Source organism: Janthinobacterium lividum (assembly GCF_011601275.1).
Taxonomy (GTDB): Bacteria; Pseudomonadota; Gammaproteobacteria; order Burkholderiales; family Burkholderiaceae_D; genus Janthinobacterium; species Janthinobacterium lividum_E.
The window spans coordinates 261947-287023 of sequence record NZ_JAAOLY010000004.1 but is presented as its reverse complement, the minus strand read 5'-3'; the positions used below and the strand labels follow the sequence as shown (position 1 = coordinate 287023).

28 protein-coding genes are annotated in these 25077 nt (G+C 64.5%); 11 read left to right on the top strand and 17 right to left on the bottom strand.

What is annotated here, in order from left to right; translation table 11 throughout:
- Nucleotides 1-3: 3 nt before the first annotated feature.
- From GYK42_RS08620 to GYK42_RS08585, 8 genes are all read right to left on the bottom strand, one after another.
- Nucleotides 4-1350 (bottom strand): CpaF family protein, encoded by a 1347-nt coding sequence (locus GYK42_RS08620; RefSeq protein WP_166447210.1) that lies wholly within the window; start codon nt 1348-1350, stop codon nt 4-6.
- A 76-nt stretch (nt 1351-1426) separates the two neighbouring features.
- Nucleotides 1427-2587: an AAA family ATPase gene (locus GYK42_RS08615; protein ID WP_166447138.1), complete on the bottom strand. Its 1161-nt coding sequence runs from the start codon at nt 2585-2587 to the stop codon at nt 1427-1429.
- Between the two features lie 37 nt (nt 2588-2624).
- The gene (locus tag GYK42_RS08610) at nt 2625-2897 is read right to left on the bottom strand and encodes a pilus assembly protein (protein ID WP_166447137.1); all 273 of its coding nucleotides are present in this window, start codon (nt 2895-2897) and stop codon (nt 2625-2627) included.
- 9 nt (nt 2898-2906) lie between these two features.
- Nucleotides 2907-4400 carry a type II and III secretion system protein family protein gene (locus tag GYK42_RS08605; RefSeq protein WP_166447136.1) on the bottom strand — a complete coding sequence of 498 codons (1494 nt, stop codon included), beginning with the start codon at nt 4398-4400 and terminating at the stop codon, nt 2907-2909.
- 27 nt (nt 4401-4427) lie between these two features.
- Entirely contained in the window at nt 4428-5261 is an 834-nt protein-coding gene (cpaB, locus tag GYK42_RS08600; RefSeq protein WP_166447135.1) for a Flp pilus assembly protein CpaB, read from the bottom strand.
- A gap of 42 nt (nt 5262-5303) precedes the next feature.
- A complete protein-coding gene (locus tag GYK42_RS08595) occupies nt 5304-5864 on the bottom strand; it encodes an A24 family peptidase (RefSeq protein ID WP_166447134.1) in 561 nt (186 codons plus the stop codon).
- Nucleotides 5865-5981: 117 nt separating this feature from the next.
- Nucleotides 5982-6155: a Flp family type IVb pilin gene (locus tag GYK42_RS08590; protein WP_071650303.1), complete on the bottom strand. Its 174-nt coding sequence runs from the start codon at nt 6153-6155 to the stop codon at nt 5982-5984.
- A gap of 205 nt (nt 6156-6360) precedes the next feature.
- Entirely contained in the window at nt 6361-7050 is a 690-nt protein-coding gene (locus GYK42_RS08585; RefSeq protein ID WP_240943515.1) for a LuxR C-terminal-related transcriptional regulator, read from the bottom strand.
- 559 nt (nt 7051-7609) lie between these two features.
- Here GYK42_RS08585 and GYK42_RS08580 point away from each other — a divergent pair.
- Genes GYK42_RS08580 through GYK42_RS08570 form a run of 3 tightly spaced genes read left to right on the top strand, consistent with a single transcriptional unit; the run spans nt 7610 to nt 10043 of the window.
- Entirely contained in the window at nt 7610-8098 is a 489-nt protein-coding gene (locus tag GYK42_RS08580) for a TadE/TadG family type IV pilus assembly protein (RefSeq protein WP_166447133.1), read from the top strand.
- On the top strand, nt 8098-8703 hold the full coding sequence (locus tag GYK42_RS08575; RefSeq protein ID WP_166447132.1) for a TadE/TadG family type IV pilus assembly protein: 606 nt from the start codon (nt 8098-8100) through the stop codon (nt 8701-8703). Before GYK42_RS08580 ends, GYK42_RS08575 begins: the two co-directional genes overlap by 1 nt.
- Complete coding sequence (locus GYK42_RS08570; RefSeq protein ID WP_166447131.1) at nt 8703-10043, top strand: vWA domain-containing protein; 1341 nt, start codon at nt 8703-8705, stop codon at nt 10041-10043. Before GYK42_RS08575 ends, GYK42_RS08570 begins: the two co-directional genes overlap by 1 nt.
- A gap of 13 nt (nt 10044-10056) precedes the next feature.
- Here the strand turns inward: GYK42_RS08570 and GYK42_RS08565 are convergent, their stop codons facing one another.
- Together GYK42_RS08565 and GYK42_RS08560 are read right to left on the bottom strand one after the other, a co-directional pair.
- Nucleotides 10057-11907, bottom strand: coding sequence for an amidohydrolase (locus GYK42_RS08565; protein ID WP_166447130.1), 1851 nt, complete (start codon nt 11905-11907; stop codon nt 10057-10059).
- A 66-nt stretch (nt 11908-11973) separates the two neighbouring features.
- Nucleotides 11974-12627: a hydrolase gene (locus GYK42_RS08560; RefSeq protein WP_092718713.1), complete on the bottom strand. Its 654-nt coding sequence runs from the start codon at nt 12625-12627 to the stop codon at nt 11974-11976.
- A 171-nt stretch (nt 12628-12798) separates the two neighbouring features.
- On the opposite strand from GYK42_RS08560, the gene GYK42_RS08555 reads away from it, so the two are divergent.
- Nucleotides 12799-13089, top strand: a complete 291-nt coding sequence (locus GYK42_RS08555; protein ID WP_166447129.1) for a hypothetical protein — start codon at nt 12799-12801, stop codon at nt 13087-13089.
- A 16-nt stretch (nt 13090-13105) separates the two neighbouring features.
- On the opposite strand, the gene GYK42_RS08550 is transcribed toward GYK42_RS08555, so the two are convergent.
- A complete protein-coding gene (locus GYK42_RS08550; protein ID WP_166447128.1) occupies nt 13106-14827 on the bottom strand; it encodes a methyl-accepting chemotaxis protein in 1722 nt (573 codons plus the stop codon).
- A gap of 287 nt (nt 14828-15114) precedes the next feature.
- Here GYK42_RS08550 and GYK42_RS08545 point away from each other — a divergent pair, with 287 nt between their 5' ends.
- From GYK42_RS08545 to GYK42_RS08520, 6 genes are all read left to right on the top strand, one after another.
- Entirely contained in the window at nt 15115-16485 is a 1371-nt protein-coding gene (locus GYK42_RS08545; protein ID WP_046682460.1) for a DEAD/DEAH box helicase, read from the top strand.
- A 133-nt stretch (nt 16486-16618) separates the two neighbouring features.
- Entirely contained in the window at nt 16619-17401 is a 783-nt protein-coding gene (gene otnI, locus GYK42_RS08540; RefSeq protein ID WP_166447127.1) for a 2-oxo-tetronate isomerase, read from the top strand.
- Nucleotides 17402-17489: 88 nt separating this feature from the next.
- Nucleotides 17490-18308: a hypothetical protein gene (locus tag GYK42_RS08535; protein WP_166447126.1), complete on the top strand. Its 819-nt coding sequence runs from the start codon at nt 17490-17492 to the stop codon at nt 18306-18308.
- Entirely contained in the window at nt 18293-18766 is a 474-nt protein-coding gene (locus GYK42_RS08530) for a hypothetical protein (RefSeq protein ID WP_052755523.1), read from the top strand. The genes GYK42_RS08535 and GYK42_RS08530 overlap by 16 nt, the downstream gene beginning before the upstream one ends.
- Nucleotides 18767-18849: 83 nt before the next feature.
- A complete protein-coding gene (locus GYK42_RS08525) occupies nt 18850-19269 on the top strand; it encodes a VOC family protein (RefSeq protein ID WP_166447125.1) in 420 nt (139 codons plus the stop codon).
- 110 nt (nt 19270-19379) lie between these two features.
- Nucleotides 19380-19751 carry a TraR/DksA family transcriptional regulator gene (locus GYK42_RS08520; protein WP_240943514.1) on the top strand — a complete coding sequence of 124 codons (372 nt, stop codon included), beginning with the start codon at nt 19380-19382 and terminating at the stop codon, nt 19749-19751.
- 177 nt (nt 19752-19928) lie between these two features.
- Here GYK42_RS08520 and phbB read toward each other — a convergent pair whose 3' ends face one another.
- On the bottom strand, nt 19929-20675 hold the full coding sequence (phbB, locus tag GYK42_RS08515) for an acetoacetyl-CoA reductase (RefSeq protein ID WP_166447124.1): 747 nt from the start codon (nt 20673-20675) through the stop codon (nt 19929-19931).
- A 168-nt stretch (nt 20676-20843) separates the two neighbouring features.
- Between phbB and GYK42_RS08510 the strand changes: the two genes are divergently transcribed.
- A complete protein-coding gene (locus GYK42_RS08510; protein ID WP_166447123.1) occupies nt 20844-21710 on the top strand; it encodes a universal stress protein in 867 nt (288 codons plus the stop codon).
- A gap of 20 nt (nt 21711-21730) precedes the next feature.
- Here GYK42_RS08510 and GYK42_RS08505 read toward each other — a convergent pair whose 3' ends face one another.
- The 5 genes from GYK42_RS08505 to GYK42_RS08485 form a co-directional block, all read right to left on the bottom strand.
- On the bottom strand, nt 21731-22084 hold the full coding sequence (locus GYK42_RS08505) for a hypothetical protein (protein WP_046682456.1): 354 nt from the start codon (nt 22082-22084) through the stop codon (nt 21731-21733).
- Between the two features lie 196 nt (nt 22085-22280).
- A complete protein-coding gene (locus GYK42_RS08500) occupies nt 22281-22847 on the bottom strand; it encodes a glycine zipper domain-containing protein (RefSeq protein ID WP_166447122.1) in 567 nt (188 codons plus the stop codon).
- Between the two features lie 105 nt (nt 22848-22952).
- Nucleotides 22953-23696 carry an amino acid ABC transporter ATP-binding protein gene (locus tag GYK42_RS08495; protein WP_166447121.1) on the bottom strand — a complete coding sequence of 248 codons (744 nt, stop codon included), beginning with the start codon at nt 23694-23696 and terminating at the stop codon, nt 22953-22955.
- Nucleotides 23693-24385 (bottom strand): amino acid ABC transporter permease, encoded by a 693-nt coding sequence (locus GYK42_RS08490; protein ID WP_166447120.1) that lies wholly within the window; start codon nt 24383-24385, stop codon nt 23693-23695. Before GYK42_RS08490 ends, GYK42_RS08495 begins: the two co-directional genes overlap by 4 nt.
- Entirely contained in the window at nt 24385-25062 is a 678-nt protein-coding gene (locus GYK42_RS08485; RefSeq protein ID WP_166447119.1) for an amino acid ABC transporter permease, read from the bottom strand. Before GYK42_RS08485 ends, GYK42_RS08490 begins: the two co-directional genes overlap by 1 nt.
- Nucleotides 25063-25077 lie beyond the last annotated feature (15 nt).

Below are 25077 nucleotides of genomic sequence, written 5' to 3'. Positions count from 1 at the left end.
CGGTCAGCGCCCCGCCGCGGCAGGTTCGAACAGGGCGGCCGAGACGCCGATGCCAAAGCTGTTCAGGCGCTCGAGGAAACGGGGGCGGATGCCGCTGGCCGAGAACTGCCCGACCACGGCGCCGCCCTCGGCCACGCCCGTCTGTTTGAAACTGAAGATTTCCTGCATCGTGATGACCTCCCCTTCCATGCCCGTGATTTCCTGGATCGACGTCACCTTGCGCTTGCCGTCGATCAGGCGCGACACTTGCACCACCACCGACACGGCCGAACTGATCTGCTGCCGGATGGCCTTGCTGGGCAAATTCGCCGCCGCCATGCTGATCATGTTTTCCAGCCGCGTCAGCGCGTCGCGCGGCGTATTGGCGTGGATGGTGGCCATCGAGCCTTCGTGGCCCGTGTTCATGGCGCCCAGCATGTCGAGCGCCTCGGCGCCGCGCACTTCGCCCAGGATGATGCGGTCGGGGCGCATGCGCAGCGCATTGCGCACCAGCGCGCGCTGGCTCACCTCCCCCTTGCCTTCGATGTTCGCGGGCCGCGTTTCCAGCCGTACCACGTGCGGCTGCTGCAATTGCAGCTCGGCCGCGTCTTCCACCGTGACGATGCGTTCCGTATTGCCGATGAAGCCGGAAATCACGTTGAGCATGGTCGTCTTGCCGCTGCCCGTTCCGCCGGAAATGAGGATGTTCATCTTCGCCTTGCCCAGGCCCTGCAGCACTTCGGCCATCTCGGCCGTCATGCTGCGGTAGGCGACCAGGTCGGCCAGGCGCAGCGGATCGACGGAGAAACGCCGGATCGACATCACCGGGCCGTCGATGGCCAGCGGCGGAATGATGGCGTTCACGCGCGAACCGTCGGGCAGGCGCGCATCGACCATCGGGCTCGACTCGTCGATGCGCCGGCCCACGCGCGAGACGATCTTGTCGATGATCTTCATCAGGTGGGCGTCATCGTCGAAGCAGATGTCGGTCAGCTCCAGGCGGCCGCCGCGCTCCACATACACCTGCTGGTGGCCGTTGACGAGGATGTCCGACACGCTGGCGTCCGACAGCAGGGTTTCGAGCGGCCCGAAGCCCAGCATCTCATGCTGGATGTCGCGCGTGAGGCTCCGGCGCTCGGCGTCGTTGATGACCACCGCCTCTTCGTCCAGCAGGCGCTCGACGAGGCCGCGCAATTCCTCGCGGATGCGCTCCTGCGACAGGCGCTGCATGCTTTCCAGATCGACCCGTTCGAGCAACAGCCCATGGATGCGCAGCTTGAGGGCGCGGTAGCCGTGGTTGTCGATGGCCGCCGCGCGTTGCGGCGCGAGCGTGGCGATCTTGGCGCTGCCGAGCCGTTCGCGGATAGACAAGGCGGCGGTGGGGGAACTAGCCATGCAATGCTCCTGTTATAGGGTGTGAATCAAGCGTGTGGGTCAAACTTGTGAATCAAGCACGCCGCAGGACGCGGCCCAGCCAGCCCTGGCGCGCCGTGCTGGCCGCGCCGCCGGCCAGGCTGGCGGCGAACTCCTGCAGCGAGCGGGTGATCGGACTGGCTTTGTCGAGCTGCAAAATCGGCATGCCCTGGTTGACGGAGGCGGCGGCCGAGGCGTAGTGATTGGGCACGGTGCGGTAGACAGCCGTGCCATACGCCGCTTCCAGGTCGCGCAGGCGGATTTCGCCGCCCTTGTCGTGGCGGTTGACGATGATGTGCACTTTTTCCTTCGCGTATTCGAGCGAGCGGAACATGCCCAGCAGGCGCTTGCCGTCGCGGATGTACGGCAAGGTCGCCTGCAGGACGGGAAAGATCATGTCCGCGTGGTCGAGCGCACGCACGCTGACGGCGTCGAGGTTGCGGCCCACGTCGAGCACGATGAAATCGTACTGGCGCCTGGCTTGCCGGATGATGGCGTCGATGTGTTCGGGCGCCACTTCGCTGGCGTGGGCCGGATCCTCGGGCGCGGCCAGCACGCTGTAGTTGGGCAGGATGTGCAGCATGCTCGATCCCAGGAAAGACGAGTCGAGCCGGTGGATGTCGCGCGTGACGTCGGACAGGGTGGCCAGCGGCTTGTTCTCGGAAACGAAAAGCGAGGCGTCGCCAAAATGCAGGTTCATGTCGATCAGGGCAACGCGCTGCTGGCCGCCGGCGGCCAGCGCATAACCGAGGTTGCTGGCAATGAAGGTGGCGCCGCTGCCGCCCTTGCATGAAATGAAGGCCAGCACCTTGCCGCTGCCATGCTCGCGCCGCTCCAGTTTTTCCTCGATGCGTTCGAGCGCCGCATGCAGGCTGGCCGGCGCGGCAGGAAACGGCAGCACGTCGCGCACGCCCGCGCGCATGGCCTGCAGCAGGAACTCGGGCGCCTGCTGGTGGCACAGCACGATGAAGGCCATGCGCGGATGCAGGTTGCTGAGGCGCTCGATGGCGGCCAGGTCGGCGCCGTCGTTCGACGGGCGGTCGAAGATCAGCACGTCGGGCAGCGATTGCGCCGCCTGCGGCGGTTCGAGCCATTCGCCCCCCGCGCTGATCTCGTCGAGCCGGTTGCGGCTGCGCAGCAGCCGCCCCAGTTCGGACAGCGTTTTTTCATCCCTGGAATTGATGGCGATTTTCACGATATGCCTTGCTGATTCTGTGGTGACGGTGCCAGGCTCACGGGCGCCCCCCGACGCCGATGGTCAGGGCGGTCCCTTGCGGCGCGGGCGCGGCAAAGCTTTTCTGGTACGCCGCGTGGGCCGCCTGGGCGGCCTTGCCGTCGATGCCGGCCACGGGGTCGCGGTTCGCGCCCGCCTGCGGCGCCAGCACTTGCCGCGCGCGCAGCTGCTCGACGCTGTGGCCGAACTGGCGGTCCAGGTTCGGCGTGGCGGCGCAACCGCTGGCGGCCAGGGCGGCCAGCAGCGTGGGGAGGGAAAGGGAATGCTGCATGGTGTGCTCCTATTGAATGTCCGGGCTGGCCGGCGCTGTCTGCGTGGCCGCTTCCTGCCGTGGCCGTGGCGCGGCGGCGCCTTCCATTTTTCCTTGCAAGAAGAACTCGCCGCGGCTCGGCGCCACGTAGGCGTCGGTCGGCAGCACGATATCGGCGCCATCGGCGGTATCGAGCGGCTTGACGAGGTGCGGCGTAATGATGAATACCAGCTCGGTGCGGTCGGTCTGGAAATCGCTGCTGCGGAACAGCGCGCCCAGCACGGGAATCTCGCCCAGGAAGGGCAAGGCCTTGATATTGGTCGTCACATTGTTCTTGATCAAGCCGCCAACGGCAAAACTCTGGCCATCGAACAGCTGCACCGTGGTGGTGGTGCGCCGCGTGGTAAAGGCCGGCAGCACGGCATTGGCGGCGGCGCCCCCGCCCGTGGTGATGCCGATGCCTTCGCGGTTCAGCTCCGACACTTCCGGCGCCACCTTCAGATTGATGCGCCCGCCTTCCAGCACGGTGGGCGTGAACTTGACGGCGATGCCGAATTCCTTTTCTTCCAGCGTGATCTTGTTGGTCGTGCTGTCTTGCGCGACCGGAATGAAAATCTTGCCGCCCGCCAGGAAACTGGCTTCCTGGCCGCTGATGGCCATGATGTTCGGTTCGGCCAGCACCTTGACGAGGCCGTCGCGCTTTTGCGCATCGAGCGTCAGCCCGTTGCCATTCTTGCCGTTGACGGCGCCCAGCTGGCTGGGGTTGCCGCTGAGCAGGTTCGACAGCAAGCCGTAGCTCCAGTTGCCGCGCGTGCCGCTGATGCCCACGCTGGCGCCCAGCTGGTCGACAAGAGTCTTCGACACTTCGGCGATTTTCACTTCCAGCATCACCTGTTGCGGCGCCGCGATCGACAGCATATTGATGACCTTGACGCTGCCCGCACTGGCGGCGCCCTCGGCCGGCACGGCAGCTTCGCCGGCGCCGCGCTGCGCATAGGCTTGCGCCATCTCGAGGATCTGGCTGGCCTTGACGCTGTCGCTCACCTGTCCCGACAGCACGATGCTGCCGCCGGCCGCGCCAACTTTCAAGGCGCGCTCGCCGGGGAAGACATAGGCCAGCTGCGCCTGCAAGCCCTCGACATCGATCTCGACTTCAATATCGACGATCACGGGGCGCTGCTGCCGGTCCCACAGGATCAGGTTGGTGCTGCCCGGGGCCAGGCCCCAGACGAACAGCTGGCTGGACGAGCCCAGCATCCTGGCGCCGGCCACCCTCGGGTCGTTGACGGCGATCTGCGACACCGGCAGGCTCAGGCTGCGCAAGGTGGACTTGCCCACGGCGATGCGCACGGGCTCGCCCAGGCGGGCGATATCGGCACCCAGCGACATGGCCGGCGTCGCGATGGGCGTCATAACGGCCAGCCTGGCCGGCGCCGCCGCGCTGGCGCCGGCCGGCCAGGCCAGTCCTGCGGCCAGAGCCAGGCGCATGCCCGCACTCGCGGCGTGCTTACGAAATGTATTCATCGATCATCCTTGCTTGCCTGCTGATTGTTAAAATTGCTGGACGCTCGTATCCATGCCCTTGATAACGGTGACGCTGTCGCGCACGGCGGCGCGTGCCGGGACCGCCTGGCGCCGCGCCGCGCGCACCGGCGCGGGTGCGGGTGCCAGCGCCTTCAGTTCCAGCAGCGACTCCTTGGTGGCGCCGCCCGTGTTGACGGGGTCCGGATCGACCTGGTTGCGCAGCACCAGCGACAGGCTGCCCACGCTGCGCGCCAGGTCCAGCTTTTCCACCTGTTCCGGCGTCAGCTCCAAGGTCACGGCGTTGACCACCTTGGGCTTGTTGTCGTCGCGGCCCGACTCCTGCGCCACGGCCAGCACGAGGATGCGTTCAAGCACGATCTTGGAAATGGCCAGCGGCCCGCCGCCCGCCGGCCTGGCGCGGTCATCCTGCGTATGCACGAGAATGTCGACGAAATTGCCCGGCAGGGCGAAGCCGGCCACGCCCACCACGTCATTGACGCGCACGGTCATGGCGCGCTTGCCTGCCGCCACGATGGCCGACAGGCCGCCGGTGGCGCCGGGCGGCGCAAGTTTGCTTTCCAGCACAGGCTCGCCCCTGCTGACGGCGCTGCGCGTGATGCGCCCATCGATTGCGCCGGCCTCGCCGAACGCCCCCGGCGGCATGGTGCCGGCCGGCCAGTCCATGCCGCGCAGCATGGCCGGCGTCACCTTCGCGCCCACGCCGATATCGACCAGCGCAACCATCACCGTCTGGCTGGCCGGCGCGCCCTGCCCCGACATCCAGCGCGCGGCCGCCAGCACGGCGCCCCCCGCCATCAGCAACGCCAGCAGCAGCACGATCGCAACGCGGCTATTTCTCATTATTTTTCCTCTTGATCAAGCGTGGGTTTCCGGACGGGCGCGTCATGCATACCCGCCGGCCGCCAGGGCCAGCCAGATGGCGGTGCCGGCGGCAATGGCGATCGCGTACGGCAAGTTGCCGCCCGGCGCGGCGGGCGCATCAAGCTGCGGCGCCTCGCCCGCCGCGGCGCGCAGCCAGCCTTGCAGCAGCAATTGCCGGGCATTCGCCAGCGACTGGCGCAGCGTGCCCTGACACACGGCGACGGCCAGCGCCAGCACGCCGCCGGCGAGCAGGCTGCACAGCACGGCAAACACGGCGGCGCGCGGCCCCAGAAAAGCTCCCACCATCGCCATCAGCTTGACGTCGCCCGCACCCAGCGCTTTCATCGCATGCATGGGCAGCAGCAAGCCCAGGCCGACGGCCAGCCCGCCCAGCGCCAGCCACGGTCCGGCCGGCGTTACCCCGGGCAAGGCCAGGCTGTTGAGCAGCACGCCAAGCACGGCGCCGGAAAACACGAGCCGGTTGGGAATGCGCCGGCGGCGCACGTCATGCCAGACAGCTGCGGCAAGCAGCCCCCACAAGACTATGGCGGGGCTGAACGTCCAGAAAGAATGAGGGTCCATCGTGTACCTGATGCAAGCCGAGCGCAGGACAGCATGCGCATCGTTGGGCGGGAAGTCGACAGGCCGGTGCGCATGGGCAAGCCGGCCTGTCAAAGTGCAGCGCGAAGGGCAGGCGTTTTAGATTGCCGCGCCCGTCAGCTTGGTGCCGATCGCCTTGAAGGCGCCGTCGAGGCCGGTGGTGAAATAGCCGACGGCCGTTACCAGCGCCGCAGCCACCAGCGCCGCGATCAACGCATATTCGATGGCAGTCACGCCATCTTCTTCGGCGATAAAATTTTTAATGAAATTCATATTATTCCCTTTCAGGTCAAGTTTTAAACATGATAAAAAACTGAAAATACAGTCTGAAAATAAAAACATAACCCTTGTTTTTATTTGCCATTTTCTGATGCGTGTATTTTATATAAACAAATATTAAATCGAATCAGAGAAAAGTCATTTTATGCGCAGTACAAACCATCTTAATTTTTTATTCACATCCAGTACATATGTACCGTCATTCCGCATGAATGGGCTCGGCCAGCCGGTTGCGGGTCGCGTACACATATAATTCCAGGCGGTTGGTGACATCGAGCTTGCTGTAGATCGATGTCAGATGATTACGCAAGGTTTGCTCCGAGATAAAAGCGCGCTGGGCTATCGCACGGTTCAGCGCGCCATTTCCCTCCACCATCATGGCGACGATCTTGCGCTCCTTCAGCGTCAGCCTGGCGATCCGCTGCTCTTCCGGATCGGGCGCCGCTTCCGGCTTGTTCAGCACGCCCAGCATGCTGTCGAGCAGCGCCGGATCCAGGCACAACTCGCCTTGATACAGTCGAGCAATCGCCTCGACCATCTGCTTGACGGGCGTTTCCTTGCCCACCACGGCGCGCGCTCCGCTACGCACGGCGCGCCCGCAGGCGGCCTGGTCCTGCGTGCCGCTGAACAGCAATGCGCGCGACACGCCATTGCCGAGCAACTGCGGCAGGTAATCGATGGCGCTGGCGCCGCCGCAGCCCAGATCGGCGTCGAGCACGATGACGTCGGGACACAGGGTCCGGGCCAGCAACAGCGCGCTGTCGATCTCGGTGGAACTGGCCACCACCTGCATCGCCGGCTGGGCGCCGGCAAGCAACTGCTCCAGGCCCCACAGCCAGGTCTTGTGATCCGACACCAGCATGACGCGGATGACATTTTTTGTTGACATGCTTTACCTCTTTCCTTGAAGCCCACTCCCCTCGGGGAATGTTGTTGATCCGAATCGGCTTGCCTGCCTCGCCCGAGCGCGCCTTCTGCGGCCGCGCGCAGGGGAAAGAAGTCATGGAGGCACGAAGGAAGAGGCATTGGGCCGGCACGCGCAAACGCGGTGCGTGACCCAGGCCAGCGGGCGCCGCATGGCGGGCGTGTGCCGATGGATGGGCAGCGTTGCCAGGGCGCGCGCGGCGCGGGTGGGCCATCGCGGCTGCCACCGCTGCTGTTGCTTACATTGCAGCATTTTGTTGCATCACCTTGCAAAACAAGTCCTTGCCTGCACGCAGGACAATCCTGACACCAGGCCTGTTTTCATACCCGCGCATATTACTCCCGGCCCTATCAGGACGGGGCCGGAACACTTGAAATAAGGCAGTTAATTACGATTATCTTGACCTGTAATAATTTAAATGGATACCACGCCCTTGAAAATCGATATAGAATAATTGCCAGTCAAATGGCGCAATGCCATCCGCCCGACATTCCTCATTGCGGAACTTAACCGGATTATTCCCATGCGTTTAAAACAGACCGATTCCCGCATATTGCGCAAGCACGGCGGACAAGGCGGCGCCACCTTGCTTGAATTGGCCCTGATAACACCCGTCTTTCTCACGCTGATAATCGGCATCATCGAATTGAGCATGGCTTATTTTGCCAATATGACCATGCAGCACGCCGTGCGCGAAGGCGCGCGCTATGCCGTCACGGGGGCCAGCGACCTCGACCCCGACAGCGCCAACCAGCAGCGCTACCAGGCCGTGATGCAAAAGATAAGGGACAGTTCCATGGGCATGTATGACAAGGTCAGCCCCGCCATTTCCGTCAACGGCAGCGATGCCGTCGGCGCCGCCATGTTCGGCCAGGCCGGCGATATCGTCGTCATTTCGGTCGATTGCCGCTGGGCGTTTGCCACGCCGATGATCCGCGCCCTGTTCCGCGATGGGCAGGCGCATTTCGTCGTGGCTGCCACCATGCGCAATGAAAGCTTTGGCGGCCTGTGATGCGCATCCGCCCTTCTGCTCCGCGCCCCGCGCGCGGCATCGCCGCCGTGGAATTTGCCATCGTGCTGCCGCTGCTGGCGCTGCTGCTGTTCATGGTGGTCGACCTGTCGCGCGCCATCCAGGCCAAGACCATCCTGCTCAACATCAGCCGCGAAGGCGCCAACCTGGCCTCGCGCTCCACGTCCGACCTGAGCGGCTCGAGCCAGACCATCATGAATGCGCTGGCCGCCAGTACGCCGCCACTGGACATGAACCAGCGCGGCATGATCTACATCACCAAGATCATGGGCTACACGGCGAAGAGCGGCATGCGCAATATCGTGCTGGAACAGTACCGATGGGAGGCCGGCGCGAACGCCAGCGGCTACCTTCCCGCCAGCCAGGTGTGGCGATGCGGCAGCTGGAGCAATGGCGCGTGCACCGGCATCACCAAGGACGACTACGCTCCCACGGTGCCGTTGATGCAGAACCAGTTGGCCGACGGCGAACTGATCTACGCCGTGGAAACTTTCTACAATTTCGACATGCTGTTCGGCACCTTGAAATTTGGCAACAGCACGACGTCCGTGCTGGGTCCCAACCTCACTTCGATGACGATATTCTGATGCGCATTCCACACAAGCGACAAGGCGGGCAAGTGCTGATCATGGTGGCGCTGTCGGCCGTCGTCCTGGTCGCCTCGGTGGGTCTCGCCGTCGATTCGGCCCTCGGCTACTTCGTCAAGGCCAAACTCAATGCGGCCGTCGATTCGGCCAGCCTGGCGGCGGCGCGCGGCGTCACGGCGGGCAGCTCGGAAGAGGAACAGCGGGCCAATGCGCGCCAGTCGGCAAAGGAGTTTTTTGACATCAATTATCCGGACCAGTTCCTGCTCTCGACGCCGACCCTGCATCCGGTCGGCGTCACGTTCGACAAGGGCTCCGTCACCATCGACGTCTCTGCCACCGCCTCGCTGCCCGTCTCGCTGATGGGCGTACTCGGCTTCAAGACCCTGAACGTGGCCGCCAGTGCCCAAACCATCCGCAAGGACCTGGACATGGTGCTGGTGATGGATACGTCGCGCTCACTGGAAAACAATGCCGACGCCGTGCGGGCGGCGGGCAAGTCCTTCCTGAACAAATTCAACTCCACGGTCGACCGGGTCGGCTTGCTGCACTTCGCCTCGGAAGCGCAAATCGACGTCCCGATCAGGCAGGTCGAGCGCGGTTTTGACCGCGCCAGCATGACCATGAAAGGCGGAATGATCGATCAGTTCACCTTTGTCGGCGGCACCAATTCTTCCGCGGGCATGTACCAGGCGCGCAAGCAGCTCAATGACATCGGACAGGTCGACCGCTCCAGCCTGCGCGTCATCGTGTTTTTTTCCGATGGCTCGCCGGCGGCGTTTTCCGCGTACTTTCCCAACAAGGACAACAAATGCAAGGACGCAGGCGGCCTCGCCACCTTTCCGAAACTGCAAAACCCGGCATTGGCGGGCCTGTACAGGATGAAAGTGAGCGACTCGCTCCAATACGGCGATTGCGCCGCCAATCAGATCACCGCGCTTCCCGCATGGTATAACGCGAATAATGACGCGGCGCTGCGCGAATTTCCCATCGTCACCAACACACCGCGCACCGTGACCTCGTCCCTCTCATCGGCGCAGGTGCAATGGACGAATGTGCACCGCGCCTCGCGCAACCTGGTCGAAGCGATGGCGGCCAAAGCGCGCCAGGAAGGCATTTACGTCTTTACCCTGGGCATGGGCGCCTCGCTGAAAAGCAAGGAAGGACCGGACAACGAACTGGGCGAAGACTTGCTGCGCTGCCTGGCCAATACCACCGATGCGAAAGCGGCTTGCCGCAAGCCGGCCGAACCCGTGGGCCTGTACTGCTATGCGGCCACGGACAGCGACCTGAGCCCGTGTTTCACGCGGCTTGCCTCGGCCATTTTGCGCATTTCAAAATAAGGCCAGCCCGCTCCTAGAAGGCGAAGCAGCTGCAGCCCAGGGTGCCCCAGAAGCCGGAAAAGTCGGAAATCGGCACGGCCGACTTGCGCGCCCGGTCGTGGGCGTGGGCATGCACGCCGCAGGCGCCCGCGCACTGGTGCGGCATGGCCGCTTGCGCCTGCTTCGCCACGGGCCGGTAATGGCCGGGCACCGTGCGCACGGGCGACCACTCGGGCAGCACGGGAATTGGCGGCGGCGACAGATCGGTGAACTCCGCCTGACCGTAGACGATTTTTCCACCCACCATGGTCAGCACGGATTCGATGGACTTGATCGCCTCTTCCGGCACCGTGAAATAATCGGCCGACAGCACGGACAGGTCGGCCAGCATGCCCTCGCGGATACGCCCCTTCTTGCCTTGCTCGCTAGAGAACCAGGCGCTGCCCGCCGTCCACAGTTCCAGCGCCGTGTCGCGCGACAATCTGCCCGCCGCATCCGTCAGCGCCAGGCCGCCCACGGTGCGCCCCGAAACAAGCCAGTACAGCGCCGTCCACGGGTTATAGCTGGCGACCCGGGTCGCATCCGTGCCGCCGCCGACGGGCACGCCCGCGTCCAGCATGCGCTGCACGGGCGGCGTGGCTTTCGCCGCGTCCGCACCGTAACGCTCGACAAAATACTCGCCCTGGAAGGCCATGCGGTGCTGGATGGCCAGGCCGCCGCCCAGCGCCTTGACCCGGTCGATATTGCGCGGGCTGATGGTTTCAGCATGGTCGAACAGCCAGTGCAAGCCGCCGAACGGCGTGTCGCGGTTGACCTTTTCAAACACGTCGAGCATGCGGCTGATCGATTCGTCATAGGTGGCGTGCAGGCGGAACGGCCAGCGCTGCTCGACCAGGTGGCGCACGACCTTTTCCAGCTCGTCTTCCATGCCGGCCGCCAGCTCCGGGCGCGGCTCGAGGAAATCCTCGAAGTCGGCGGCGGAAAACACGAGCATTTCGCCTGCGCCGTTATGCCGGTAAAAGTCCGTGCCGTCGCCGGGCTTGATCATGCCCGTCCACTTCTGGAAGTCCTGCAGCTCCGCGCCCTTGTTTTGCGTGAACAGGTTGTAGGCGATGCGGATGGTCAGCTGATCTTTCTGCGCCAGTTCATCGACGACGGCGTAATCCTCGGGATAATTCTGGAAGCCGCCGCCCGCGTCGATGGCGCTGGTGATGCCAAGGCGGTTCAATTCGCGCATGAACTGGCGCGTGGAGTTCACCTGCAGTTCGCGCGGCAGGGTCGGGCCTTTCGCCAGCGTGGCATACAGGATCATGGCGTTCGGGCGGGCGATCAGCAAGCCGGTCGGATTGCCGGCCGCGTCGCGCACGATTTCGCCGCCGGGCGGGTTCGGCGTGTTCTTGTCGTAGCCGACGGCGCGCAGGGCGGCGCGGTTGAGCAGGGCGCGGTCGTACAAATGAAGGATGAAGACGGGCGTGTCGGGCGCGGCCGCATTGATTTCATCGAGGGTGGGCATGCGTTTTTCCGCGAACTGGAATTCCGTCCAGCCGCCCACGACGCGCACCCATTGCGGGTTCGGCGTGCGCAAGGCCTGTTCCTTCAGCATGCGCAAGGCGTCGGCCAGCGAGGGCACGCCTTCCCAGCGCAATTCCAGGTTGTAGTTCAAGCCGCCGCGGATCAGGTGCAGATGTGAGTCGTTCAGGCCGGGAATCACCGTGCGGCCAGCCAGGTCGATCACCTGCGTGGCCGGGCCGCGATGACGCATCACGTCTTCCACGTCGCCCACGGCGAGGAATTTGCCATCGGCGATGGCAACGGCGGACGCCAGCGGCTGCGTCCTGTCGACCGTGTGGAAACGGCCGTTGAGCAAGATGGTGTTTGCGTGCATGGGAACTCCCGAATCAAATGAAAACACGGCCCCGCCGGCGGGCGGCGAAGCCGGAGTCAGTGAAAATCAATGGCCTTCGCTGGCGTTGAACATCGATTTGGCGTAGATCAGGCCCAGGCCATAACCGCCGCCGTGCGCCACGGCCGTCGCCACCGTTTCATTGTAGGTCTCGCCGCGGGCCCAGTCGCGCTGCAGTTCCAGCAAGTATTGCACGGACGTCATCGGCTGCGCACCCGCCTGTATCATGCGCTGCATGGCCATCGCATGGGCTTCGTCGGAGACGTCGCCGCTGGCGTCGGCGATCACGTACACCTCGAAGCCCTGCTCCAGCGCCGACAGCGCGGGGCCCACGATGCAGACGGAGGTCCACAGGCCGGCCAGCACGATCTTGCCCTTGCCGTAGCCATTCACCTTGTCGGCGATGCGCGCATCTTCCCAGGTGTTCATGCTGGTGCGGTCGATCGGCGCCTGTTCCGGGAAGACGGACTGGATTTCGTCGAAGATCGGGCCGGAGAACGATTTTGCGGCCACCGTCGTCAAAATCGTCGGCACCTTGAATTCCGCCGCCGCCTTGGCCACCAGGGCCGCATTGTTGCGCAGCAGGGCCAGGTCGATGGAGCGGGTGGCGAAGGCCATCTGCGACTGGTGGTCGATCATGATCAGGGTATGATCGTTCGGGGTCAGCAGTTTTTGGGCGGCTTGGGCGGTGGCGATAGGCATGATGTTTTCCTTAGTGAAAATAATTGAATATGAAAAATGGGTGTCGTTATACGGTGCTTCTGCTCCGTCCCTTGCGTCACGCTGTGTGTGCCGGGCCAGTGCTATGCAGTATGGACGAGATACTTTGAAAACAAAAACGGAAAGAATGCCAAGCTATGTTCAATTTTTTCGATGATGCAAAATAACCGCGGCAGCGACCTGACCATCAAGGGAGAAAACATGGGATTTGAATTCAGGGTCACGGCCAGCCTGGCGCAGGAACAGCGCCAGCACATCACGCAGCTGCTGGCGGCACGGCCGCAGGCGTGCGGGACCATGCCCGACACGGACGCCAGGCTGACGGATGCCGGCCTGTATATATGCCAGCACCTGCGCCCCGACCCGTGGCACGGCCTGGACGCCGTGCGCGGCTACCTCGAGGCGCAGGGCGTCAGCTACACCGTCGACGAGATCGACGACTAGGCTTGCGGCGCTCGCTCTAAAACTCGTCCCACTCGTCGTCCCCCGAACGCGGTTTGCCGGCCGGGACTGGCGGCGCGTGGCGCACCACCGGCTTGCCGCTCAGACGGGCGGCCGCAGGCGCCGCCTTGAGCGGCACGGGACGGCGCACGGCGGGCCGGGGTGCCGACGCCGCGATGGCGTCCACCTGCGCCGTCCTGAACACGCTCACCGCATCGGCCAGCCGCGCCGCCTGCTCCTGCATGGCTTCCGCAGCCGCGGCGGCCTCTTCCACCAGTGACGCGTTTTGCTGGGTCACATGATCCATTTCGGTAATGGCTTGATTGACTTGCTCGATGCCGGAGCGCTGCTCGTCGCTGGCGGCCGAGATATGCCCGACGATGCTGCTGACCTTGTGCACGCTGTCGACGATTTCGTGCATGGTATGGCCCGCCTCGTTGACCAGGCGCGCGCCGCTCTCCACCTGCGCCACCGAGTCATTGATGAGGGCCTTGATTTCCCGCGCGGCGCCGGCCGACCGTTGCGCCAGATTGCGCACCTCCGTCGCCACGACGGCAAAGCCGCGCCCCTGCTCGCCCGCCCTGGCCGCCTCCACGGCCGCGTTCAGGGCCAAAATATTCGTCTGGAAGGCGATGCCGTCGATCACGCCGATGATGTCGACGATCTTGCGCGAGGAATCGTTGATCGAGCCCATGGTATCGACCACTTGCGCCACCACGGCGCCGCCCTTGCCCGCCACCGCCGATGCGGATGCGGCCAGTCCATTGGCTTCATGGGCATTCTGCGCATTCTGTTGCACCGTGCCCGTCAGTTCTTCCATCGACGAGGCCGTCTCTTCCAGCGAACTGGCCTGCTGCTCCGTGCGCGCCGACAGGTCGAGGTTGCCAGAGGCGATCTGGCGCGAGGCCGTGGCGATGGTTTCCATGCCGCTGCGCACCTCGGTGACGATGCGCAGCAGGCTGGCCGTCATGTCTTGTAAGGCCTGCATCAGTTCGCCCGTCTCATCCTGCGAGCGTACCTCCACGCGTACCGTCAAGTCGCCTTGCGCCACCTGCCTGGCCACCTCGATGGCCGAACGCAAGGGCCGGCTGATATTCCCGGCCAGCCACATCGCCACGAGGCCGGCCAGCAGCACGGCTACCGCGCCGCCGCCCAGCAAGACCCAGCGCGTCTGCGTCTGCAGGCTGGCCAGCGCCTGCGAACGCTGCGCCAGCAGCGCCGTTTCCGCCTCGCCCACCTCCTTGAGCAGCACGCGCATGGCGTCCATGCCCTGCTTGCCCCTGCCCTCTTTTTCCAGCGCCAGCACCGGCTCGATGGCGGCCGTGCCCTGCGCCACGGCACGCCGCAGGGCGATCACGGGATCGAGCGCGCCGGCCAGCCAGGCTTGCTGGGCGGCATCGAGTTTCGCCAGGCGCTCCTGCTGGGACGGATTGTCGCTGGTCAGGGCGCGCGCCTTGTCCACATGCTTGCGGAATGCCTGCTTGCCCGCTGCATACGGTTCCAGCGAGGCCTCGGCGCCCGTGATGACGTAGCCGCGCTGCCCCGTTTCCATATTGATCAGGCTTTCCAGGATGGCGTCGTTTTCACCGAGCACCTGGTAAGTATGGGTATTGATGGCGTTGGCGTCGGCCAGTTTGGCAAAATTCACGGTGGCGACTGCGACCAGGACGGCCAGCAGCAGGACAATGGCGCCGAAGCCGCCGTACAGGCGGGTGGCGATGCGAAGATCGGCAATGCGCATGGTATTCCTCCAGGAACAAGAACCCCTTGCGCAGCGATCCCCGCGCAAGGGGTGCAGGCGGAAATTCTACCCAAAATAACTAGGGCGCAGCGCGCCATTGGCGCACTTTTCTTTACTTGCGACATTGCAAACCTGAAACAAAACAGGCGCGTTTTTGCCAGGCTGTTATACTTCGCGTGTGCGGCACATATGACCAGTCCCCTTGCCGCTGTCTTTCGACCCCTAATCTGATTGCCTGCGACTGGCGCCCCACGATGGCGACAGGCCGATCTCACAATAAAGTTACCATGTCCTTTTCCTCCCTCGGATTGTCCGACGCTATCGTACGTGCCGTTACCGAACACGGCTACACCGTGCCGACCCCGATCCAGTCGCAGGCGATTCCCGCCGTGCTGGCTGGCGGCGACTTGCTGGCCGGTGCACAAACCGGTACCGGCAAGACGGCCGGCTTCACCCTGCCCGTGCTGCACCGCCTGTCGACGGATGCCAATGGCGCATCCATCACCAGCAACACCTCGACGCGCCCGATCCGCGCCCTGATCCTGGCCCCGACGCGCGAACTCGCCGCGCAGGTCGAGGAAAGCGTGCGCGCCTACAGCAAGTACACCAAGCTGAACTCGACCGTGATCTTTGGCGGCGTCGGCATCAACCCGCAAATCAAGCAGCTCAAGCATGGCGTCGACATCCTCGTCGCCACGCCGGGCCGCCTGCTGGACCACATGGGCCAGGGCACGGTTGATTTGTCGAAAGTGGAAATCCTGATTCTCGATGAAGCCGACCGCATGCTGGACATGGGGTTCATCCGCGACATCAAGAAAGTGCTGGCAGTACTGCCGCCAAAACGCCAGAACCTGCTGTTCTCGGCCACGTTCTCGGAAGAGATCAAGGCCCTGGCCGACGGCTTGCTGAACAAGCCAGCCATGATCGAAGTGGCGCGCCGCAATTCGACAGTGGAAGTGATCAAGCAAAAGATCCATCCCGTCGACCGCGACAAGAAGCATCCGATGCTGTCCTACCTGATCAAGTCGAACAACTGGACGCAAGTGCTGGTATTTACGCGCACCAAGCATGGCGCGAATAAACTGGTCGAACAGCTGGGCGCGGACGGCATCGGCGCCCTGGCCATCCACGGCAACAAGAGCCAGTCGGCCCGCACGCGCGCGCTGTCCGAGTTCAAGGATGGCACCCTGCAAGTGCTGGTCGCCACCGACATCGCCGCGCGCGGTATCGATATCGACCAGTTGCCGCACGTCGTCAACTACGACTTGCCAAACATTCCGGAAGACTATGTGCACCGTATCGGCCGTACGGGCCGTGCCGGCGCCAAGGGCGAAGCCGTGTCGCTGGTCTGCGTGGATGAGCACGAAATGTTGAAAGACATCGAAAAGCTGATCAAGCAAACCCTGCCGCGCGAAGTCATCGAAGGCTTCGAGCCCGACCTGAACGCCCGCGCCCAGCCTGTGCAATTGCGCAGCGGCACCGGCGGTCACCGCAACAACAGCCGCGCGCCAGCCGGCGCCGTCGTGCGCGTGAAAACCGGCGGCAGCGGCGCCAAACCACGCAGCGCCGGCCCATCGGGCGGCGGTGGCGGCGGCAACCGCAGCGGCAATGCGCCGCGTTCGGCAGCGAATCACAGATCTGGTGGCCGCGGCCGATAATACCCGCTTGTAAGCGCGTATCGCAGCAATCAAAACCGTTCCAGGACTCGCTTCTGGAACGGTTTTTTCATGCACGCCACCAATTGCCGATTTGGGCTAGGATAGTGTTCATTGCCCTCACCTGCGTGCCGCCATGCCGAACTTCGCTGCCAACCTCAGCATGATGTTTACCGAACTGCCCTTCCTCGACCGCTTTGCTTGCGCCAGGGAAGCGGGCTTCGATGCCGTCGAATTCCTGTTCCCCTATGCCGTCGAGGCGCGGCAGATTGCCATGCGGCTGGAACGCCACCAGCTGCAGCTGGCCGTCTTCAACTTTCCGCCCGGCGACTGGGAACACGGCGAGCGGGGCATTTCCTGCGACCCGCGCCGGGGCGAGGAATTTCGCAGCAACGTGCAACTGGCGCTCAACTATGCGTTGGCGCTGGGGGCGAAGCAGCTGCACTGCATGTCCGGCATCGTGCCGCCCGGCATGAGCCTGGAGCGGGCGCGGCAAAGCCTGATCGGCAACCTGCAATTTGCGGCCGACGCCTGCCGTCCGCATGGCATCAATGTGCTGATCGAGCCGATCAACCACCACGACATGCCCGGTTACTTTCTGAACCATAGCCAGCAGGCGGCCGACATCATCGCCGACTGCCAGCGCAGCAATATCTTTTTGCAGTACGACATTTATCACATGCAGCGCATGGAGGGCGAACTGAGCAACACCATCCGCGCCATGCTGCCCCTGATCCGCCACATCCAGATCGCCGACACGCCGGGCCGCCACGAACCGGGCACGGGCGAGATCAACTACCGCCACGTGTTCAAGCTGCTGGACCAGGTCGGCTACGCAGGCTGGGTCGGCTGCGAATACCGTCCCGCCAGCGACACCGTTGCCGGACTGGGCTGGCGCGAGCAATTGACGAGCGCCTGATCGCAGCCTGCTTGCGCCCGCACAAGGCGGGTAGCGCAGGCCAGCACGACAATACCTTTCCATACAGTATTTCCTGTCGAGAGGTGACGTGTCCGCCCTGCCCGCCCGCCATCGCCGCACCGTTTGCCTGAACCTGTACCTGGGCCTCTTCCTGGCCGTCCTGCTGTGCGGTTGCGCCACCGCACGCCCCGAACTGGCGCAAGTACGCGCCCTGGCCGCCGGCACCGATGCCCTGACCGCGTTCAGCGAACTGTCGCAGCGCCACGTGGACAGCTACCAGCGCGCCCGCCCCTATCTGTCGCCCGCCGAAGACGCGCGCGAACGCCTGCTCGATGCGCAGCGCCGCGCCGCGCAGGCGGACGTCGCGCGCGTGGTGCAGGCCGTGCGCCTGTACCTGCAGGCGCTGGGCCGGCTGGCCGATGCCGACGCGTATGACGTACGGCTGGAACTGGCCGGCGCCGGCGCCGCCCTCCGCGCCTGGCCGGGCAGCGGCATCGACGACCGCCATGTGAGCGCCTACACTTTGCTGCTGCAGCAATTGTCACGCCTGGGCGGCGGCGCCAGCCAGCAGGCGCAGCTGGCGCAAGTGCTGCACGATGGCGACGCGCCGCTGCAAGCCCTGCTGGCCGCGCTCGACAGCTTGCTGGCGCTGTACGACAAAAACGGCGATAACGAGCGCGACATGGTGCTCGGTTTGCTCGACGTGGAAATCGCCTATGCGGACGCGCCGCAGCAGCGCCTGCTGGCCGTGCTGGCGAAAAACATGCAGCAAAGCAAAACCGAGGAATACCGCCTGGCTGGCTTGCGCCATACCTTGGCGCGCCGGCAACTGGCGGCACTGGGGCGGGAACACGCCCGGCTCGCCGCGACCCTCACCACCACGGAGGCAAGATGGACGGATCGGTAGGCAGGAGCAACAACAGCGAACGCCGCGAAGCGGCCCTCAGCAGCGCCATGCGCGTCGAGCAACTGGCCGACAGCCTGTCGCAGGCGGCCGTCACCCTGCACGGCGCCGTCATGCGCGCCATCCGCAAGCGCGCCAGCCAGGGCGCCGACGGCATCAGCCACAGCCAGGCGCAAGCCGTCTTTGCCCTGGAAGTGGCCTTGCGCCAGCAAGCCAACCAGCTGTATGCCGATGCGGCCGGGCACACGGTGGCGGGCCTGGAAACGGCGCAGCGCCAGCTCAGCGGCCTGCTCGACACGGTGCGCCTGCGCATCGCCCGCAACGACGACGTGCGGCACTGGATCAGCCTGGCGACGAGCTTGTTGCACCTGGGCAGCGCCGTGCTTGCCGGCAATCCCGAACGCATCCTCAGCACCCTGGGCAAGGTGCGTGAGCGGCTGCAAGAGATGGCGCCGGAGTGATTGAAATCGGCCGGCGAGCGCCTATACTGGGACCTCCCCGCCTGGCAATCGTGCTTGCGGGGCGATGACCAGAGGAGACCAAGATGCGTATCGAACCGTATTTGCAATTCAATGGAAACTGCGCGCAGGCGCTCGAATACTACCGCCAGCACCTGCATGGCACCGACTTGTGCCTGATGCCATTTCGGGGCACGCCGGGCCAGGAGCAAGTCAAGGAAGACTGGTATGACAAGATCATGCACGGCTCCGTGCAGCTGGGCCCCACCATGCTGATGGGCTCGGACGGCGGCTGTACCGAGGATGGCGCCAAGGGCATGAGCGGCTGCTCGGTCTGCCTGACCGTCGATACACCGGAAGAGGCGGAGCGTGTCTTCGCCGCGCTGGCGCGTGACGGCACCATCCAGATGCCCATGGAAGAAACGTTCTGGGCCAAGCGCTTCGGCATGCTGAAAGACCAGTTCGGCGTCGCCTGGATGGTCAACTGCCTGAAAGAGCCAGCATAGAACAGCCGCTGCCAGCCTGCGCCGCGTCAAACGCGGCGCGGGTGGTAGCGCAAGCAGAGCCGCCAATCTTGGACTACCATGATGGAAGTAACCTCTACCGGGTGATGGCCATGAATGGATTGCCGCAAGACCAGCTGCAGCGCCTGCAGGGCGTGCTGGAGCAACGCAAGCTGGCGTTGCTGGAACAGATCGGGAACGAAGCGGCCGAAGCGGACGCGCGCGCCTCGCTGCTCAATGAAGTCGAAGCCTCGCCGGCCGACAATGCCAGCGTGCGCACCTTGAACGCCCTCGTCAGCGAAGCGGCCGAGCACAATCAGGCGCAGCTGGCCATCATCAAGCACGCGCTGGCCAAGTTTGCCGATGGCAGCTACGGCCTGTGCGACAACTGCGGCGAAGCCATCGGCCTGTCGCGCCTGAACGCCCGCCCCGAAGCACGGCTGTGCATCGATTGCCAGACGCGGCTGGAAAAAAGCCAGCGCTGACTAGCATGCTGAGCACCAAGACGACGGCGCAACAACAAAGGGCAAGGCATCGCTGCCCTGCCCCGTGTTTTCCAGCGTGACTGCCATCTGCCTGACGTCCGCCGCCAGCGTCTGTGCGCCGGCTGGGTGGACGGGTCTCCTCTACTGCCATTGCCTCTGTGCAAGCTGTTCGCTTGCTTAACTCATGTGCTGTCCGCCATTGATGGCGATGTTCGCGCCCGTGACGAACGCGGCCTCGTCCGACGCCAGGTAAGCGACCAGGGCCGCGACCTCGTTCGGCTCGCCCAGGCGGCCCAGGGGAATTTGCGGCAGGATCTTCGTTTCCATGATATCGGCCGGCACGGCCATCACCATCTGCGTACGCAGGTAGCCGGGCGAGACCGTGTTGACGGTGATGCCGTGGCGCGCCACTTCCAGCGCCAGCGCCTTGCTGAAGCCATGCACGCCTGCTTTGGCGGCCGCGTAGTTGCACTGGCCAAATGCGCCCTTCTGGCCGTTGACGGACGAGATATTGATGATGCGGCCCCATTTATGTTCGAGCATCGGTTCGAGCACCTGCTTGCTCATGTTGAACAGACTGTCGAGATTGGTACGCATGACCTCGGACCAATGCGGCAATTCCATCTTGCGCATGCTCTGGTCGCGCGTGATGCCGGCGTTGTTGACCAGCACGTCGATGCGGCCGAACTGCGCCAGCACGCTGGACACGGCCTCGCTGCAGGCAGCGAAATCCGTCACGTCGAGGGACAGCGGATGGAAATAATACTGCTGCGCCTGCTGCTCGTCGAGCCAGCTTGCCACCCGCGCATTGCCCGGCGTATGCGCGGCCACAACGGCAAAGCCCGCCGCATGCAGGCGGCGGCACAAGGCCGTCCCCAGGCCGCCCATGCCGCCCGTGACCAGCGCTACTTTTTGCTCCTTCATGACTGTCTCTCCCCGCTTGTTATGGTTGTTCTGCGTGGCATCAAGTGTAGGAGCAGTTTTTATAGCCAGCCTTGCGCCAGATCAAGTGCTCAGTCTGATGCAGTCGTGCGCGGCCGGCACCCCGGACTGTGCCAGAATGGCCGCTACCGCACAGCGAGAGGACAGGCCATGACATACAAGACCGTATTGCTCCACATCGACGACAGCGCCGGGCGCTCCGCCCGCATCGAAGCGGCAGCCAGCATCGCTCAGGCTTGCGGCGGCCACCTGACGGGCGTGGCGCTGACGGGCGTGTCGCGCCTGCTGTACCAGAACCAGCCCGACCTCGATGCGGACCCGAACCTGAGCTTGCATCTGAATTTCCTGCGCGACCGGGCCACGCGCGCCCTCGACGGTTTTGAAGCGCAAGTGCGCGCGGCCGGCGTCGCTTCGTTCGAGCAACGCGTGCTCGACGACGAAGCGGCGGGCGGCATCAGCCTGCTGGCCCGCTATGCGGACCTGGTCGTGATCAGCCAATACAATGCCAAGGATAAATCTCCGTCCGTGATGCGCGACTTTCCCGCCTATGTGCTGCTGCATTCGGGCCGTCCCGTGCTGATCGTGCCGTATGCGCCGCCGCTGCCCCTGCTGGCGCCGCCGGCAGCCGCCCGCAATGTGCTCATATCCTGGAATGCCAGCAAGGAAGCGAGCCGTGCCGTGAGCGCCGCCCTGCCCCTGCTGCAGCGCGCCGGGCAAGTCCACGTGGCTATCTTTGACGCCCAGGTGCATGCCGCCGAGCACGGCGAACAGCCGGGCGCGGAACTGACGCAATACCTGGCGCGCCACGGCGTGGAAGCGCGGCTGCATTTGCTCGATGGCGGTGGCGTGCGGCGCGGCGATATCGGCGAAGCGCTGCTGTCGCAGGCTGCCGACCTGTCGGCCGACTTGCTGGTGATGGGAGCGTATGGCCATTCGCGCCTGCGCGAAACCATCCTCGGTGGCGTCACGCGCACGATTCTGCAAAGCATGACGATCCCCGTGCTGATGGCGCACTAGGGATTATTCAAAGTGGAGGGCTAGCCGCCCTGCCAGGGCTGGCTGCGGATCTTCGCCACCTGGCGCTGCGCCAGCCACTGCCACAGCTGCAGGGCGTCGTCCTGCGGCAGGGCCGACATATGGCGCGGCGTGGCCAGGGCGATTTCACAATCGCGGTCCGACCATTCCTCGAAAGTGACTTCGCCTCCGCTAGCGACCTCGACCTGATACATCAAGCCATCGTCGTAGCCGAAGCGCAACAGGACGGCGGCCGGGCTGCCGTCCGGCGCGCCACCACGGTAGACCTCGGCCAGCGCATCGGCCAGCTGTGCCGGCGAGGGCGCGCAGATGTCGCGCCCATCGGCCCGTGTCAGAATGAACCATGCCTGTGTCATGACGCGACCTCCTATTCATACTCGTTAGCATGCGAGGCAAGTACTACAGGCAGTCACCTTGGTCCGGTGTCACTTGGGGCGCGCGGAAACTATCCCTGTCGGCATTGTTTACCAATAATTACGAATACTAACAAGGATCATACCTAAATTTCATGCAGCGCGGAACTTATGCATATTCCACGGCTGGCGCGCCGGTTCACGCCACCAGCACGGGTATGCTGAGCGGGTCGAAATCATGCCAGTCGCCATTGGCGATCGTGCCTTCCGCTTCCTCGATATGCTCGGCGCCCAGCCGGTGCAGCGCTTCGAGCGCCCGTTCGCGCTCGTCGGGACCGCCCAGCGCGACGGCGATCAGCATGCCCGGATGACGGGGCTGGCGGCGGTTTTCGCCATTCCCCTCACCATTTTCTTCGGGCTCGCCCGCATCCTTCATCTTGTTGAAACTGTAGAGCGAACCCACGTGGGCGCCCACCAGCGCTCCCACCACCGGGCCCAGCGGCCCTGTCGCCAGAGTGGTGGCCGCGCCGATGCCCGCACCGACGGCAGCCCCGACGGCCACGCCTTCGGCAACGCCCTCCGGCGTCTCTTTCGCGCCCGGCGACATGTCGCGGTCGCCGCCGAGCGCGTGCAAGTCGTGCTGACCCGGCTGGTTGACAAAGAAGGAACTGATGCGGCTATCGGGAAAGCCCGCCTGGTTCAGGGCCGCGCGCGCGGCGTCTATCTGTTCCTGCAACTGAAAATGACCTGCGATGATGCGTGACATGGTACGGCCCTCCTGGTCGGCTGCTGGCGCACCGTGCGCCGCTTGCCTGGCTAGCGTGCGCTTGCCGCCGGCGAAATACCGTTCGCTTGCGCACACAGCCGCCAATCATGCGGCCACACCGAACGGGCTGCGGATATCGGACAGGAATTGTTGTGCGCGCGCATGTTGCGGCCGCACAAAGAAATCCTCGGGCGTGGCCCGTTCCAGCACTTGCCCATGGTCCATGAACCAGACCCGGTCCGCCACGTCGCGCGCAAAGCCCATCTCATGCGTCACGCACACCATCGTCATGCCGCCCTGCGCCAGGTCGCGCATCACTTGCAGCACCTCGCCCACCATTTCCGGGTCCAAGGCGCTGGTCGGTTCGTCGAACAGCATCAGCGGCGGCTGCATGGCCAGCGCGCGGGCGATGGCCACGCGCTGCTGCTGGCCGCCCGACAGGGCCGCCGGCATGGCGCGCGCCTTGTGCGCGAGGCCCACCCGCTCCAGCAAGGCCAGCGCCCGCTCTTCCGCCGCGCGCCGGGTCAGGCCGCGCAAGCGCTGCGGCGCCAGCGTGCAATTGTCCAGCACGGACAAATGCGGGAACAGGTTGAATTGCTGGAACACAAAACCGATGTGCGAGCGGAAGGCATTCACATCCAGTCCCGGCGCGTATATATCCTGGCCCGCCACCGTGATACGGCCCGAAGCAATCGCTTCGAGGCGGTTGATGGTGCGGATCAGGGTCGACTTGCCGGAGCCGGACGGCCCGCACACGACCAGCACCTCACCCTTGGCCACATGCTCGTTGATGCCATTCAAGGCGTGATAATCGCCATAGTATTTGTTGACGTTGTCAAAGTTGATCATGCTGCCGCTTTCAAGAGACGCGCCTGGCGCCGCTCAAGCCAGAAGGCGGCGCGCGACAGGCTGAAACATAAAACAAAATACGTCATGCTCAGCAGGAAATACACTTGCACGGGTTTCGTCAGCACCAGGCCATTGACTTGCGTAGCGATGAACGACACTTCAGCCAGGCCGATGATGGTTCCCAGCGAGGTTTCCTTGATGGTCGAGACGAACTGGTTGACCAGCGAAGGCAGCATGTGGCGCAGCGCCTGCGGCAGCACGACCTGGCGCATGCTGTCCAGATAAGTCAAGCCCAGGGAACGGGCCGCCTCGGCCTGTCCCCTGGGCACGGCTTGCACACCGGCCCGCACGATTTCCGCCAGATAAATGCCGTCGAAAATGACGAGGGCGGCCAGCATGGTGCCGAACTGCCCGCTTTCATGACCGGTAATGCTGGGCAGGAAGAAATAGGCCCAGAAGATGACGAGCAGCAAGGGGATGCCCCGTACCACGTGGATCAGCGCGGCGACGGGCCAGCGCAGCAGCCGCCAGGGACTGAGGCGCGCCAGCCCCAGCAGCAAGCCGAACGGCAGACTGAGCACCAGCGCCAGGCCGGCCAGCAGCACCGTCAATGCGAGGCCGCCCAGCGGCCCCTCGGGATAGCGGCCGACGAGGAAATACAGCCAGTAATCGTGTATGAGTTCCAGCATCAGGACACCTTCTTTTGCAGCAAGGCCGCCAGGCCCGCGATGAGCAGCGAAACAGCCAGATACGCCACGCTGGCGAAGACGAACGCGTCCATGCTGCGGAACGAGGCCGCTTCCACGCGCTGCGTCTGGTACATCAGCTCGGCCACGCCGATGACGGTGGCGATGCTGGTGTTTTGCCACAGGTTCAGCGTTTGCGACAGCAGCGGTGGCGCGGCCAGGCGCAGTGCCTGTGGCACGATGCACAGGCGCATGGTGGCAAGAAAACCGAAACCCAGCGCCCGGCCCGCTTCGAATTGCTGGGCTGGTATGGCGCGGATACCGCTGCGGATGTCTTCCGCCATGTAGGCGGCCGTGTACAAAGTCAGGGCCGCGATGGCGCTGGCGGCTTCGATATTGCCGGCATACAAGCGCTCCTTCCACGTATCGGGCAGCAATTCTGGCGCGCCGAAATACCAGAACAGGAAGTGGGCCAGCAAGGGCACGTTGCGGATCAGCTCGACATACGCGGCGCCCAGCCCGTTGAGCAGGCGCGACGGCGCCAGGCGCAGCATGGCCACGCCGCACGCGAGCGGCAGGGCCAAGAGCAAGGTGATGCCCATCAGTTGCAGGGAGAGCAGCAGGCCGGACAGCAGCCAGTCGCGGTAGTCGCCGGCCAGCAAGAAGTTCAGATCAAACATGCGGAAGAGCCAGGC

Coding starts and splice junctions, on each gene's coding strand:
- GYK42_RS08610 (WP_166447137.1), bottom strand. CDS start 2,897: ATGCAGCATTCCCTTTCCCTCCCCACGCTGCTGGCCGCCCTGGCCGCC.
- GYK42_RS08605 (WP_166447136.1), bottom strand. CDS start 4,400: ATGAATACATTTCGTAAGCACGCCGCGAGTGCGGGCATGCGCCTGGCT.
- cpaB (WP_166447135.1), bottom strand. CDS start 5,261: ATGAGAAATAGCCGCGTTGCGATCGTGCTGCTGCTGGCGTTGCTGATG.
- GYK42_RS08595 (WP_166447134.1), bottom strand. CDS start 5,864: ATGGACCCTCATTCTTTCTGGACGTTCAGCCCCGCCATAGTCTTGTGG.
- GYK42_RS08590 (WP_071650303.1), bottom strand. CDS start 6,155: ATGAATTTCATTAAAAATTTTATCGCCGAAGAAGATGGCGTGACTGCC.
- GYK42_RS08585 (WP_240943515.1), bottom strand. CDS start 7,050: ATGTCAACAAAAAATGTCATCCGCGTCATGCTGGTGTCGGATCACAAG.
- GYK42_RS08580 (WP_166447133.1), top strand. CDS start 7,610: ATGCGTTTAAAACAGACCGATTCCCGCATATTGCGCAAGCACGGCGGA.
- GYK42_RS08575 (WP_166447132.1), top strand. CDS start 8,098: ATGCGCATCCGCCCTTCTGCTCCGCGCCCCGCGCGCGGCATCGCCGCC.
- GYK42_RS08570 (WP_166447131.1), top strand. CDS start 8,703: ATGCGCATTCCACACAAGCGACAAGGCGGGCAAGTGCTGATCATGGTG.
- GYK42_RS08565 (WP_166447130.1), bottom strand. CDS start 11,907: ATGCACGCAAACACCATCTTGCTCAACGGCCGTTTCCACACGGTCGAC.
- GYK42_RS08560 (WP_092718713.1), bottom strand. CDS start 12,627: ATGCCTATCGCCACCGCCCAAGCCGCCCAAAAACTGCTGACCCCGAAC.
- GYK42_RS08555 (WP_166447129.1), top strand. CDS start 12,799: ATGATGCAAAATAACCGCGGCAGCGACCTGACCATCAAGGGAGAAAAC.
- GYK42_RS08550 (WP_166447128.1), bottom strand. CDS start 14,827: ATGCGCATTGCCGATCTTCGCATCGCCACCCGCCTGTACGGCGGCTTC.
- GYK42_RS08545 (WP_046682460.1), top strand. CDS start 15,115: ATGTCCTTTTCCTCCCTCGGATTGTCCGACGCTATCGTACGTGCCGTT.
- otnI (WP_166447127.1), top strand. CDS start 16,619: ATGCCGAACTTCGCTGCCAACCTCAGCATGATGTTTACCGAACTGCCC.
- GYK42_RS08530 (WP_052755523.1), top strand. CDS start 18,293: ATGGACGGATCGGTAGGCAGGAGCAACAACAGCGAACGCCGCGAAGCG.
- GYK42_RS08525 (WP_166447125.1), top strand. CDS start 18,850: ATGCGTATCGAACCGTATTTGCAATTCAATGGAAACTGCGCGCAGGCG.
- GYK42_RS08520 (WP_240943514.1), top strand. CDS start 19,380: ATGAATGGATTGCCGCAAGACCAGCTGCAGCGCCTGCAGGGCGTGCTG.
- phbB (WP_166447124.1), bottom strand. CDS start 20,675: ATGAAGGAGCAAAAAGTAGCGCTGGTCACGGGCGGCATGGGCGGCCTG.
- GYK42_RS08510 (WP_166447123.1), top strand. CDS start 20,844: ATGACATACAAGACCGTATTGCTCCACATCGACGACAGCGCCGGGCGC.
- GYK42_RS08505 (WP_046682456.1), bottom strand. CDS start 22,084: ATGACACAGGCATGGTTCATTCTGACACGGGCCGATGGGCGCGACATC.
- GYK42_RS08500 (WP_166447122.1), bottom strand. CDS start 22,847: ATGTCACGCATCATCGCAGGTCATTTTCAGTTGCAGGAACAGATAGAC.
- GYK42_RS08495 (WP_166447121.1), bottom strand. CDS start 23,696: ATGATCAACTTTGACAACGTCAACAAATACTATGGCGATTATCACGCC.
- GYK42_RS08490 (WP_166447120.1), bottom strand. CDS start 24,385: ATGCTGGAACTCATACACGATTACTGGCTGTATTTCCTCGTCGGCCGC.
- GYK42_RS08485 (WP_166447119.1), bottom strand. CDS start 25,062: ATGTTTGATCTGAACTTCTTGCTGGCCGGCGACTACCGCGACTGGCTG.